At 44.8% G+C, this 13,270-nt stretch carries 10 protein-coding genes and 1 tRNA gene; 8 read left to right on the top strand and 3 right to left on the bottom strand.

The window, feature by feature from the left end:
- Positions 1–152: 152 nt before the first annotated feature.
- On the bottom strand, positions 153–1,169 hold the full coding sequence (gene tsaD / locus AC3CID_RS01970) for a tRNA (adenosine(37)-N6)-threonylcarbamoyltransferase complex transferase subunit TsaD (protein ID WP_004735972.1): 1,017 nt from the start codon (positions 1,167–1,169) through the stop codon (positions 153–155).
- A 258-nt stretch (positions 1,170–1,427) separates the two neighbouring features.
- Here tsaD and rpsU point away from each other — a divergent pair, with 258 nt between their 5' ends.
- The 6 genes from rpsU to AC3CID_RS01940 all read left to right on the top strand — a co-directional run bounded on the left by rpsU (position 1,428) and on the right by AC3CID_RS01940 (position 7,617).
- Positions 1,428–1,643, top strand: coding sequence for a 30S ribosomal protein S21 (gene rpsU, locus AC3CID_RS01965; RefSeq protein WP_004396009.1), 216 nt, complete (start codon positions 1,428–1,430; stop codon positions 1,641–1,643).
- Between the two features lie 25 nt (positions 1,644–1,668).
- A complete protein-coding gene (locus AC3CID_RS01960) occupies positions 1,669–2,112 on the top strand; it encodes a GatB/YqeY domain-containing protein (protein ID WP_009847797.1) in 444 nt (147 codons plus the stop codon).
- 119 nt (positions 2,113–2,231) lie between these two features.
- A complete protein-coding gene (gene dnaG, locus AC3CID_RS01955) occupies positions 2,232–3,983 on the top strand; it encodes a DNA primase (protein ID WP_017080230.1) in 1,752 nt (583 codons plus the stop codon).
- Positions 3,984–4,082: 99 nt separating this feature from the next.
- Positions 4,083–5,927, top strand: a complete 1,845-nt coding sequence (gene rpoD / locus AC3CID_RS01950; RefSeq protein WP_009847799.1) for an RNA polymerase sigma factor RpoD — start codon at positions 4,083–4,085, stop codon at positions 5,925–5,927.
- 163 nt (positions 5,928–6,090) lie between these two features.
- Positions 6,091–6,166: transfer RNA gene (locus tag AC3CID_RS01945), tRNA-Ile, on the top strand.
- 182 nt (positions 6,167–6,348) lie between these two features.
- Entirely contained in the window at positions 6,349–7,617 is a 1,269-nt protein-coding gene (locus tag AC3CID_RS01940; RefSeq protein ID WP_017080208.1) for an O-acetylhomoserine aminocarboxypropyltransferase/cysteine synthase family protein, read from the top strand.
- A 104-nt stretch (positions 7,618–7,721) separates the two neighbouring features.
- On the opposite strand, the gene glmS is transcribed toward AC3CID_RS01940, so the two are convergent.
- Positions 7,722–9,554: a glutamine--fructose-6-phosphate transaminase (isomerizing) gene (gene glmS / locus AC3CID_RS01935; RefSeq protein ID WP_102453216.1), complete on the bottom strand. Its 1,833-nt coding sequence runs from the start codon at positions 9,552–9,554 to the stop codon at positions 7,722–7,724.
- Positions 9,555–9,661: 107 nt separating this feature from the next.
- Entirely contained in the window at positions 9,662–10,432 is a 771-nt protein-coding gene (locus AC3CID_RS01930) for a DeoR/GlpR family DNA-binding transcription regulator (RefSeq protein ID WP_004736011.1), read from the bottom strand.
- A gap of 429 nt (positions 10,433–10,861) precedes the next feature.
- Here AC3CID_RS01930 and pykF point away from each other — a divergent pair, with 429 nt between their 5' ends.
- Positions 10,862–12,274: a pyruvate kinase PykF gene (gene pykF, locus AC3CID_RS01925; RefSeq protein ID WP_054547842.1), complete on the top strand. Its 1,413-nt coding sequence runs from the start codon at positions 10,862–10,864 to the stop codon at positions 12,272–12,274.
- A 221-nt stretch (positions 12,275–12,495) separates the two neighbouring features.
- Positions 12,496–13,119, top strand: coding sequence for a GntR family transcriptional regulator (locus AC3CID_RS01920; RefSeq protein WP_004735872.1), 624 nt, complete (start codon positions 12,496–12,498; stop codon positions 13,117–13,119).
- Positions 13,120–13,270 lie beyond the last annotated feature (151 nt).

Here is a 13,270-nt window from a genome sequence, read left to right as displayed (position 1 = left end):
TATTTATCGACATATAGTCGGTAAGCTAGGATATAAAAACGGCCGCACAAGGCGACCGTTTATCGAAACACACTGGTTTATTCTGCGCTTAGCTTTTGTTGACCGACGGTTTCTTGTTGATCGACGGTTTCTCGTTGAACGATTGCTACTAGTTAAGCAATTGGCTCTAGTTGGTCAATTGGCCAACGCGGCGTGGCATGAACAGACAAATCAGCCGTTTCACCATTTTTAAGGCGTTGCATACCCGCGTAAGCAATCATCGCACCATTATCAGTACAGAACTCAGTGCGTGGGTAGTAAACCTCACCACCGATTTTCTTCGCCAGCGCTTCAAGCTCAATACGTAGCTGTTTGTTGGCACTAACACCGCCAGCAATCACGATACGTTTCATGCCCGTCTCTACCAAGGCACGCTTACATTTTATTACCAAGGTCGCACAAACGGCTTCTTGGAACGCGTAAGCAATATCAGCACGAGTTTGGTCATCATTGTCATTAGCGCGAATGGTATTTGCCGCGAACGTTTTCAAACCAGAAAAGCTCATATCTAGCCCGGGGCGATCGGTCATTGGACGTGGGAACTTAAAACGCCCCGGAGTCCCTTTTTCTGCTAGTCGAGATAACAACGGGCCACCCGGGTAATCTAAGCCCATCAGCTTCGCGGTTTTATCAAACGCTTCACCCGCCGCATCATCAATCGATTCACCAAGGATTCGGTATTCACCAATGCCTTTTACTTCGACCATCATGGTATGACCGCCAGAAACCAGCAGAGCAACAAATGGGAATGGTGGAGGATTGTCTTCTAGCATTGGCGCAAGAAGGTGACCTTCCATATGGTGCACTGGCACAGCAGGCACGCCCCACGCATAAGCAATACTGCGACCAATCGTTGCACCCACAAGCAATGCACCAACCAAACCGGGACCAGCTGTGTAAGCCACGCCATCAATGTCTTTCGACGTTAGGTTCGCTTCTGCCAATGCCGCTTTAATCAGTGGAATGGTTTTTTTTACGTGGTCACGCGACGCTAGCTCAGGTACCACACCACCGTAATCGGCGTGCAGTTTTACTTGGCTGTATAACTGATGAGAAAGCAGCCCTTGCTCATCATCATAAATTGCGATTCCTGTTTCATCACAAGAGGTTTCAATACCAATAATGCGCATAATTTTCTCGGCACGCTTTCGTCTAAAATGGGAAATTAGCGCAATATTACCCTGCCTAAGCTCTTCAAACAAATATTGTACAGACTATAATCGACAAAGTGCTTTACAAAGCCACTGTGATCGGATTAAAATTCCGCACCATTTTTGATCAAGCTGGTTAATGGCCAAACGCGAATAGAGAGTTAGCTCGATGGGTAACTTCTCTGATTTGGTACTGAGTAACCAGCGATAATGAATAACCCCTGAGGTGAAAGGCATATGCCAATAGTTAAAGTACGTGAAAACGAACCGTTCGACGTTGCACTACGTCGTTTCAAGCGCTCTTGTGAAAAAGCAGGTATCCTTTCTGAAGTGCGTCGTCGTGAGCATTACGAAAAGCCAACTACAGTTCGCAAACGCGCTAAAGCAGCAGCTCAAAAGCGTCACGCTAAAAAGCTAGCTCGCGAAAACGCACGTCGCGTTCGTCTGTACTAATAACTTAATCCATAAGGACTGAGTTATGGCTCTTATTGAACAACTCAAAGAAGAGCAAAAATTAGCGATGAAAGCCAAGGACAAACCGCGCCTTGGCACTATCCGCTTAGCTCTTTCAGCAATTAAGCAACGTGAAGTTGACGAACGGATCACTCTGAACGACGACGACATTATTGCTATATTAGTTAAAATGGTTAAGCAACGTCGCGATTCTGTTGCTCAATATGAATCGGCAAATCGTCAAGATCTTGCTGACGTGGAAAAAGCAGAAATTACGGTACTTGAAGGCTTTATGCCTCAACCGCTAACTGAAGAAGAAGTTATTGCACTACTTGATAGCGCAATCGCGGAAGCTCAACCTGCGGGCATGCAAGACATGGGTAAAGTAATGGCTATCTTGAAACCACAAATTCAAGGGCGTGCAGATATGGGTAAAGTTAGTGGTTTAGTTCGTTCTAAACTCGCTTAATCCCAAATCAAATTGCAACAAGCCGTGCAATCCTTCGGAACGCACGGCTTGTTTGTATCTGTAACCTATTCAAACTATTATTATCCACACTCTCAGTTAGTGCATTTTTCTAAGGTTTTATGGCAGGACACATCCCGCGTAGTTTCATCGATGATCTCCTAGCGCGTCTCGACATTGTCGATATTGTGGACGCACGCGTGAAACTTAAGAAAAAAGGCAAAAACTATGGTGCTTGTTGCCCATTTCACAACGAAAAGACCCCTTCTTTCAGCGTAAGCCAAGAAAAACAGTTTTATCACTGCTTTGGTTGTGGCGTACATGGCAATGCTATCGACTTCATTATGGAGTTCGAACGTCTCGATTTTGTTGAAGCGATTGAAGAGCTGGCCTCATTTTTAGGGCTTGATGTTCCTAGGGAACAGCGCAGCGGTGAAATATCCACGGCGCCAAGAGCCAACAGCGAACAAAAACGTAACCTCTACGATTTGATGGGCGGCATCAGTAATTTTTACCGCTCTCAGCTAAAAATCTCAGCGAACAAGCCTGCGATTGATTACCTAAAAAATCGCGGCCTTTCTGGTGAAATCGTACAGAAGTTTGGGATTGGCTACGTCGCTGATGAATGGGACTTGGTTCGTAAGAACTTTGGCCAACAAAAAGAAGCTCAAGACATGCTCGTTACTGGCGGCATGTTGATAGAAAACGATAAAGGCAACCGATACGATCGATTCCGTGGACGCGTGATGTTCCCGATTCGTGACCGTCGAGGCCGAGTAATCGGGTTTGGTGGTCGTGTTTTAGAAGACGGCACACCAAAGTATCTAAACTCGCCAGAAACGCCGATCTTCCATAAAGGTAAAGAGCTTTACGGCCTTTATGAAGTGTTACAAGCATACCGTGAACCGCCTCAAGTACTTGTGGTTGAAGGTTATATGGATGTTGTCGCACTAGCGCAATACGGTGTCGATTACTCAGTGGCATCACTGGGTACCTCAACAACCGGTGACCACGTTCAGATGTTGTTCCGCCAGACCAATACTGTGGTTTGTTGTTACGATGGTGATAGAGCAGGTAAAGAGGCCGCGTGGCGCGCACTAGAAAATGCGCTTGAATACCTGAAAACAGGTAACACACTCAAGTTTCTGTTCTTGCCAGACGGTGAAGACCCAGACAGCTATATTAGAGAACACGGTCAGGCTGCTTTCGAACAGCTCGTCCACAATGCGACGCCGCTTTCGACCTATTTGTTCGATAACCTGATTGAAATACACAAGCTGAATTTAGGAACAACAGAAGGAAAATCGGCACTGCGTGCACATGCCAGCGCCTTGATTAGTAAAATTCCTGACAGTTACTTCCAAGAACTGCTCGAAAAATTGCTCGATGAGCGAACTGGATTTGATAACCAATTGAGGCGTGCTCGCGTTCACACAAAGAACCCGACACCTCAACCGCATAAAGAGCTCAAGCGCACTCCAATGCGTGAAGTTATCGCTTTGCTTATCCAAAATCCGAGCTATGCTGATATGGTACCGGATTTATCAAGTGTCAAAGGCTTACAGCTGCCTGGACTAAGTTTATTCGTCGAAGTACTTGATATCTGCCGAGTGAACCCCCATATCAGCACAGGCCAATTATTAGAACATTGGCGAGAGAACAAACATGAGGCACTTCTGTCTCGTCTCGCGAGCTGGGAAATCCCCCTCGACGAAGACAATCAAGAAGACATATTTTTAGACTCATTGGACAATATCCTTGCCCAGTGCGTTGAAAAACAAATTGAAAACCTGCAGGCCAAAGCAAGAAGTGTCGGTTTATCAGCCGAAGAAAAAAGGGAGCTACTAGCTTTAATGCTAGATCTAAAAGCGTAACCCTGTTTGATTAGTCAGCATTTAATAAATTTGTTAACATAATTGGTTTGCATTTGAGAATGCAACGTCCTTCACCAGACCTGAAGTTGGATATCATCTATGGATCAAAATCCGCAGTCACAGCTAAAATTACTTGTTATTAAAGGCAAGGAACAAGGCTATCTGACCTACGCCGAAGTAAACGACCACCTACCTGCAGAAATCGTGGATTCTGAACAGGTAGAAGACATCATTCAAATGATCAATGACATGGGTATCAAGGTAGTAGAAACTGCACCTGACGCTGATGATCTAGCTCTTAATGATGACGATGCCAATATAGATGAAGATGCAGCTGAAGCTGCTGCTGCTGCGCTTTCAAGCGTAGAAAGCGAGATTGGCCGTACAACTGACCCAGTTCGTATGTACATGCGTGAAATGGGTACAGTTGAACTACTGACTCGTGAAGGCGAAATCGACATTGCGAAGCGTATTGAAGATGGTATCAATACCGTTCAATTATCTGTTGCTGAGTACCCAGGCACGATTCCATACATCTTGGAACAGTTTGACCGCGTACTCGCTGAAGAGATTCGCTTAACAGATCTAATCAATGGCTTTGTTGACCCAGACGACGATGGCACAGCTGCGCCAACGGCGACTCACATCGGTTCAGAGCTCGCTAAAACTGATCTAGAAGACGAAGACAAAGAAGAAGCAGAAGACGACGAGGAAGAAGAAGAGGAAGATACAGGTATTGATCCTGAGCTTGCTCTTGAGAAATTCACAGCGCTTCGCACTAGCTACCAAAACCGTCAACTAGCAATCAATGAATACGGCCACGAAAGCCCGAAAGCAACGCTTGCAACAACAATGATGCAAGACGTATTCAAAGAATTCCGTCTGACGCCAAAACAGTTTGATTACCTAGTAAACGAACTGCGTACTTCAATGGATCGCGTACGTACTCAAGAACGCCTAATCATGCGTCAAACGGTTGAGTACGGCAAAATGCCGAAGAAATCTTTCATTGCTCTATTTACTGGCAATGAATCTAGCGAAGCATGGTTGGACGAAGTTCTTGCTTCAGACAAGCCATACGCAGAAAAGATCAAACGTAACGAACACGACATCCGTCGCTCTATCCAAAAGCTGGATATCATCGAACGTGAAACGTCTCTTACTGTTCAAAGCATCAAAGATATCAGCCGTCGTATGTCTATCGGTGAAGCGAAAGCTCGTCGTGCGAAGAAAGAGATGGTTGAAGCGAACTTACGTCTAGTAATCTCGATTGCTAAGAAGTACACAAACCGTGGCCTACAATTCCTGGATCTGATCCAAGAAGGTAACATCGGTCTGATGAAAGCGGTAGATAAGTTTGAATACCGTCGTGGTTACAAATTCTCTACTTACGCTACTTGGTGGATCCGTCAAGCAATCACTCGTTCGATTGCCGACCAAGCTCGTACTATCCGTATTCCTGTTCACATGATCGAAACGATCAACAAACTAAACCGTATCTCTCGTCAAATGCTACAAGAGATGGGTCGTGAACCGCTTCCGGAAGAGTTGGCTGAGCGCATGCAAATGCCTGAAGACAAGATCCGCAAAGTACTGAAAATCGCTAAAGAGCCTATCTCAATGGAGACACCAATCGGTGACGACGAAGATTCGCATCTAGGTGATTTCATCGAGGATACAACGCTAGAACTGCCTTTAGACTCTGCAACGGCAACCAGCCTACGCGGCGCAACTAAAGACGTTCTTGCAGGCCTAACTCCTCGTGAAGCGAAAGTACTGCGTATGCGTTTCGGTATCGACATGAACACTGACCACACTCTTGAAGAGGTTGGTAAGCAGTTCGACGTAACTCGTGAACGTATCCGTCAGATCGAAGCAAAAGCACTGCGTAAACTTCGTCACCCAAGCCGCTCAGAAACTCTGCGTAGCTTCCTAGACGAGTAATTACACGCTTTAGTGTGGTTAGCTTTTAAGCATAAAATAAAAAAGGTGAGCGTTGGCTCACCTTTTTTGTGCCTACGTGATTTAAGTGGCTAAGATGTAAGCGGAATTGCCCCTCATAGTGTCTAGACACCATTGATTGGTTCCCCTATAATCTATGCCCTACGGCCCCTTAGCTCAGTGGTTAGAGCGCACGACTCATAATCGTTCGGTCCCCAGTTCAAATCTGGGAGGGGCCACCAAATTAGAAAAGCCAGAACAGTTCACGCTGCTCTGGCTTTTTGCTTTTCTAGTCCTTTATCTTCTAGCTCAACGCTCTGTCCCATTCGTCCAATTTCTTCTATGTGACTAAACATACTTTTCTTTTATAAAAAAATCGGCAATATGAGAGTACACAAATCATTCAATAGTTCAGGGAAGACTCATGAAAGACGAAACGCTCTCGATTCACTTCGGCTACGACACTGATCCAACAACCAAATCGGTTGCGACTCCTATTTACCAAACCGTTGCTTACGAATTCGATGACGCACAACACGGCGCCGACCTGTTTAACCTTGCGGTACCAGGTAATATCTACACTCGTATAATGAACCCAACCAATGATGTACTAGAAAAGCGCATGGCAGCCTTAGAAGGTGGTATTGCAGGCTTAGTGGTGAGTGCAGGCAGCGCGGCGATCAACTACGCGATTCAAACGTTGGCACAAATCGGTGACAACATCGTTTCAACACCTCAGCTTTACGGCGGTACTTACACCCTGTTTGCTCACATGCTACCAAACCAAGGCATAGAGGTTCGCTTTGCCAAAGACGATAAACCTGAAAGCTTAGCGGCACTGATCGATGAAAAAACCAAGGCGGTTTACTGCGAAAGTATCGGTAACCCAGCAGGCAATATTATCGACTTAGAACGTGTTGCTGAGCTTGCTCACGCACAAGGCGTACCTGTGATTGTTGATAATACGGTGGCTACACCAGTGCTATGCAAACCTATCGACTTTGGTGCCGATATTGTGGTTCACTCACTCACCAAATACGTTGGTGGTCACGGAACAACGTTGGGGGGTGTTATTGTCGATTCAGGGAAATTCCCATGGGCAGAACACAAAGATCGCTTCCCGGTCTTTAATCAACCAGAACCTTCTTACCACGGTGTGGTGTATACCGAAGCCTTTGGCGAAGCCGCATTTATTGGCCGCGCTCGAACCGTTCCATTACGTAATACAGGCGCAGCACTATCACCCATGAACGCCTTCATGTTGATGCAGGGTCTAGAAACGTTGTCGCTACGTATGGAGCGACACACCGAGAATGCACTGAAAGTAGCAGAATACCTTAAGCAACATGAGAACGTGAGTTGGGTAAGCTACGCGGGGTTACCAACCTCTGAGTTCTACCCATTGGCTGAGAAGTACATGCAAGGTAAGCCGTCTGCCATTTTATCTTTTGGCTTGAAAGATGGTTATGAAGCCGGTGTTCGTTTCTATGATGCGCTGCAAATATTCAAGCGCTTGGTGAACATCGGCGATGCAAAATCTCTCGCTTGTCACCCTGCTTCTACAACACACCGTCAATTAAGCGAAGCGGAACAAAAGCAAGCAGGTGTATCACCAGAGATGATTCGCCTCTCAGTAGGTATTGAGCACATTGACGATATATTGGCTGACCTAGAGCAAGCACTTAATGCTTAATGCCGTTAAAGCTAGATCTAACGCTGATCGTTAGCTAACAGACACAAAAAAGCCCATCACAGGATGGGCTTCTTATTATCTAATTTTCTTAGACAAGCTAACGATTATTCAACCGTAACCGCTTTCGCTAGGTTACGAGGTTGGTCAACATCGGTACCTTTGATTAGTGCTACGTGGTAAGACAACAGCTGCATCGGTACTGTGTAGTAGATAGGTGCTGTTACTTCACTTACGTGAGGCATCTTGATGATCTTCATGTTCTCATCGCTTTCAAAGCCTGCATCTTCATCTGCGAATACGTAAAGTAGACCGCCACGAGCACGTACTTCTTCAACGTTTGATTTCAGCTTCTCTAGCAAGTCGTTGCTTGGTGCAATAACCACAACAGGCATATCTGCATCGATAAGAGCCAAAGGACCGTGCTTAAGCTCACCAGCCGCGTATGCTTCTGCGTGAATGTAAGAGATCTCTTTCAGTTTAAGAGACGCTTCCATTGCTATTGGGTAGAACTCACCACGACCTAAAAACAGTGTATGGTGCTTATCTGCAAAATCAGGTGCTAGCGCTTCGATCTCTTTATCAAATGCGAGTGCTTTTTCAATATCAGCAGGCAGTTGATGCAGTGCTTGAACGATCTCTGCTTCTTTCTCTTCATTGATGCGACCTTGTAGACGACCAATTGACGTTACCATCATCAGCATTGCAGCTAGTTGAGTTGTGAAAGCTTTAGTTGAAGCTACGCCGATCTCTGTTCCTGCGCGAGTCATAAAGGCAAAATCAGATTCACGAACTAGCGAAGAACCTGCAACGTTACAGATAGTCATTGCTGACATGTAACCCTTCTCTTTTGCAAGACGAAGTGCAGCAAGCGTATCAGCCGTTTCACCAGACTGAGACAGAGTCACCAATAGGCTATTCGGACGAACAACGAAATCACGGTAACGGAATTCAGAAGCAATCTCTACGTCACAGCTTACGCCTGCTAGAGATTCAAACCAGTAACGAGCTGCCATGCCTGAGTTGTAAGACGTACCACATGCGATGATCTGCACGTGTTCAACCTTGCTTAGAATCTCTTCCGCTTTAACACCAATCGCGTTAGTGATAACTGAAGTGTCAGAGATACGGCCTTCCATTGTGTTGATCAGCGCTGTTGGCTGCTCAAAGATCTCTTTCTGCATAAAGTGACGGTATTGACCTTTGTCACCGGCATCGTGTTCTGCGTTTGATTCAACGATTTCACGCTCAACACGCTCGCCCGCCACATCAAATACTGTTACATCACGACGAGTCACCTCAGCAACATCACCTTCTTCTAAGTACATGAAGCGACGAGTTACGCTTAATAGCGCTAGTTGGTCAGAAGCAAGGAAATTCTCGCCCACACCAAAACCGATAACGATTGGGCTACCAGAACGAGCCACAACAATACGGCTAGGATCTTTACGATCAACCGCCACTGTGCCGTATGCACCGTCTAATTGTTTCGCTGTCTTTTGAAGCGCTTCAACCAATGAATCAGAAGTACGAAGTTCCCATTCAACTAAGTGAGCGATAACTTCAGTATCTGTTTGTGAAGTAAACACGTAGCCACGCTCTTGCAGCAGGGCGCGCAGTGTTTCGTGGTTTTCGATAATGCCATTGTGTACAACAGCAATATCGCCAGACATGTGTGGGTGTGCGTTTGCTTCAGAAGGCTCACCGTGTGTCGCCCAACGTGTATGAGCAATACCAGTACCGCCAATGACATGTTGTTGATCGACTGCGTCTGCTAGCTCTTGTACTTTACCAAGGCGGCGTACACGAGTTAGGTTAGATTCGCTATCAACTACAGCGACACCCGCTGAATCGTAGCCTCGGTATTCTAGGCGGCGAAGACCTTCTACTAAAATTTCAGCTACATCACGCTGTGCTACTGCACCAACAATTCCACACATAGTTTCACTCCATCAATTTCGTTTTATTCCTATTGGCAGCAAGCAAAGGCCAGATCTTTATTAAGATCAATTATAGGAAGGTAAATGCATAATACTTAAATTTGTTTTTACGCTGGATCGGTCAGGATCACTCGAACATCATGTGATTCGATACTTGCTTTGGATTCTTCGCCTAAGTCTGTATCGGTAATTAAGATGTCAATGTGTTCCCATGCCAGCTCTAAGTTCGGGATCTTTCGTCCCACCTTTTCCGACTCAACCATCACGATCACTTCTCGTGACACTTCAGCCATTACTTTACTTAGGCCAACCAATTCATTGAACGTGGTCGTGCCTCTATCAAGATCGATACCATCAGCCCCGATAAATAGTTGATCAAAATCGTAAGCTCGAAGTACTGATTCTGCGACTTTGCCTTGAAAAGAATCCGAATGGGTATCCCAAGTGCCGCCGGTCATTAGCAGTGTTGGTTCGCTTTCCAACTCATTAAGTGCATTAGCAACATGCAACGAGTTGGTCATTACAACCAAACCACGTTTGCTATTGAGCTGCTGAATTAGCGCTCCTGTCGTGCTACCGCTATCGATCACAATGCGATTATGGTCGCGAATTAGATCTGCAGCGGCTTTCGCTAATGAAATCTTTCGAGTCGAAACTTGTGGACCCAGTTCTTCGTTCACAACCTCTTTCGGTAATGAAATCGCACCACCATAACGGCGCAAAAGCTGACCGTTTTTCTCTAAAGACGCTAAGTCCTTTCTAATCGTGACCTCTGAGGTTTCGAATTTAGCGGATAGTTCATCAACACTAACCTCCCCCTTTTCATTAACGAGGTTAGAAATAGCATGTCTTCTGAGCTGGGTGTTTCGTTTCGACATTTAAAAAAGGCCAGTAAGTTTCGATTTGAAACATATTATAGTTACAACGAAACTATTTAGTCCATTTATTTTGATCCAAAAAATTAATAAATAGCGATAAAACCTTGTCCTAAGACAATTGTTAAGCAGTGATATTGAACTGATTAGGTGGTAGAATCCGCACCCGAAAAGAAAAAAAATTACAAAACTGACTGTTATTTTTTTGCAACTTACCTCTTATATAGTGGGGTAAGTCACATAAAACCGATATTGAATCAAAATCTTTTGGTCATAAAATGACTAAAATTGATGAAAGACTTACAACTCTGAAGGACATATTGGAAGTCCCGCGCTTTTACACAACAGGCACAAAATGTTGATGTAGCGGACCAATCTTCAGACCTTAAATAAATTTCAAATTGTAACAATACTTACCGGAGAGTACCTTCCATGAAAAAGACCAAAATCGTATGTACGATTGGCCCTAAAACTGAATCTGTAGAGAAGCTAACTGAACTAGTAGATGCTGGCATGAACGTTATGCGTCTTAACTTCTCTCACGGTGACTTCGCAGAACACGGCACTCGTATCGCGAACTTCCGTACAGTAATGGAAAAAAAAGGTGAGCAACTTGCTATCCTTCTAGATACTAAAGGTCCAGAAATCCGTACTATCAAACTTGAAGATGGTAACGACGTAGATCTAGTAGCTGGTCAAGAGTTCACTTTCACAACTGACGCAACAGTTGTTGGTAACAAAGACGTAGTAGCAGTAACTTACCTAGGTTTCGCTAAAGACCTAACTGCTGGTAACACTATCCTTGTTGATGACGGCCTAATCGAAATGGAAGTTATCGCAACAACAGAAACTGAAGTTAAGTGTAAAGTTCTTAACAACGGTGCTCTAGGCGAAAACAAAGGTGTTAACCTTCCTGGCGTTTCTGTTCAACTTCCAGCTCTTTCTGAGAAAGACAAAGCTGACCTTAAGTTTGGTTGTGAGCAAGGCGTTGATTTCGTAGCTGCTTCTTTCATCCGTAAAGAAGACGACGTTAAAGAAATCCGTGAGCTTCTAAACGCTAACGGCGGCGAGAACATCCACATCATTTCTAAGATTGAAAACCAAGAAGGTGTAGATAACTTCGATTCAATCCTTGAAGCTTCTGACGGCATCATGGTTGCTCGTGGTGACCTAGGTGTTGAAATCCCAGCTGAAGAAGTAATCTTCGCTCAGAAGATGATGATCGAGAAGTGTAACCGCGCACGTAAGATGGTTATCACTGCAACTCAAATGCTTGACTCTATGATCAGCAACCCACGTCCAACTCGTGCTGAAGCGGGTGACGTTGCGAACGCAATCATGGATGGTACTGATGCAGTAATGCTTTCTGGTGAAACTGCTAAAGGTAAGTACCCAGTTGAAGCTGTAACTATCATGGCTCAAATCGCGAACCGCACTGATTCAGCTCTTAAAGCTGAGCTAGGTTCTCGTCTAGACAGCCCACGCCTACGCATTACTGAAGCAGTATGTAAAGGTGCGGTAGACACAGCAGAGAAGCTAGCGGCTCCTCTAATCGTTGTTGCAACTGAAGGCGGTAAGTCTGCACGTTCAGTACGTAAGTACTTCCCAACTGCAAACATCCTTGCTCTAACAACTAACGAAAAGACAGCTGCACAGCTAGTTCTTACTAAAGGTGTTAAACCAGTTCTTGTTGACTCTATCGAGAACACAGACACGTTTTACATCAACGGTAAAGAAATCGCTCTACAATCTGGCCTAGGTAACAAAGGCGACATCGTAGTTATGGTTTCTGGTGCTCTAGTAGCTTCTGGTACTACAAACACGGCATCTGTTCACGTTCTATAAGAATGAACCGATACGCATAAAATATAAAAGAGGGCTTCGGCCCTCTTTTTTTATGAAACAAATCTTGCCTAACTTTTCAGTACGCTGTATTATCAATCACAGTAGAATCACGTACTGTTAACTTCCATGGGCTCTTTCTAAGAGACGGATTAGCAGACTAGAATCAAATATGCATGAGGTTTGTAATGTCTAGTCCTACGCTCACAGACAAAGTATCAAAGATGATTCGCCAAGATATTCTCAATGGTGAGTTAACCCCTGGCCAAAAACTCGTTGTTGCTGATCTAAAAGCACGATACAACGTAGGCGCATCTCCAATTCGTGAAGCCTTAGTGCAGTTATCTTGGAGTAAATACGTAAAGCTAGAGCCACAGAAAGGCTGCTGGGTATCTCCGGTATCAAAGAAAGAACTCAATGACCTATACGAAAGCCTTCGACTGGTCTCTTCCGTTCTGCTTAAAAAAGCGATCTCAGCTGGTGATGAAAGCTGGGAATTAGAAGTGTTGACCTCTTACCACAAACTATCACGCCTTCAGAACGTAGAAGAAGAATTTGATTCTGTTGAATGGGAAGAACGCCACCAACAATTCCATGTCGCGTTGCTTGAAGGTGCTGATTCAGAGAACATGTTTAAGTTCTTTGATGAACTTATTAACCAAGTTAAACGTTACCGCTTCTTAGCAATGTCAGCTGAAACAGCATCTGATGATCTGTTCAATATTGATGAGCACGAAATGATCATGAAGCTAGTACTCTCTAAGAATGCAGAACAAGCAACAGAGTTACTTGATCAACATTTACTAGGTTCAATGAAACGAATTGAAGAAGTTATCGAAGCGGCATAACGCCAAGATAGATTCTAACCAAATAAAAACGGAGCCCAACGGCTCCGTTTTTTGTTTCCAGTATCACGACTGAACTACCACCCAAAAAACTCTTTGTGATGAGTATTGAGCAGTACAACCATAGGTAAAAAATACAGTGCACTCAGTTGAA

The organism is Vibrio sp. QJM3NY_21, from assembly GCF_057785975.1.
This window is presented reverse-complemented; position numbering and strand designations above follow the sequence as displayed.

Coding starts and splice junctions, on each gene's coding strand:
- tsaD (WP_004735972.1), bottom strand. CDS start 1,169: ATGCGCATTATTGGTATTGAAACCTCTTGTGATGAAACAGGAATCGCA.
- rpsU (WP_004396009.1), top strand. CDS start 1,428: ATGCCAATAGTTAAAGTACGTGAAAACGAACCGTTCGACGTTGCACTA.
- AC3CID_RS01960 (WP_009847797.1), top strand. CDS start 1,669: ATGGCTCTTATTGAACAACTCAAAGAAGAGCAAAAATTAGCGATGAAA.
- dnaG (WP_017080230.1), top strand. CDS start 2,232: ATGGCAGGACACATCCCGCGTAGTTTCATCGATGATCTCCTAGCGCGT.
- rpoD (WP_009847799.1), top strand. CDS start 4,083: ATGGATCAAAATCCGCAGTCACAGCTAAAATTACTTGTTATTAAAGGC.
- AC3CID_RS01940 (WP_017080208.1), top strand. CDS start 6,349: ATGAAAGACGAAACGCTCTCGATTCACTTCGGCTACGACACTGATCCA.
- glmS (WP_102453216.1), bottom strand. CDS start 9,554: ATGTGTGGAATTGTTGGTGCAGTAGCACAGCGTGATGTAGCTGAAATT.
- AC3CID_RS01930 (WP_004736011.1), bottom strand. CDS start 10,432: ATGTCGAAACGAAACACCCAGCTCAGAAGACATGCTATTTCTAACCTC.
- pykF (WP_054547842.1), top strand. CDS start 10,862: ATGAAAAAGACCAAAATCGTATGTACGATTGGCCCTAAAACTGAATCT.
- AC3CID_RS01920 (WP_004735872.1), top strand. CDS start 12,496: ATGATTCGCCAAGATATTCTCAATGGTGAGTTAACCCCTGGCCAAAAA.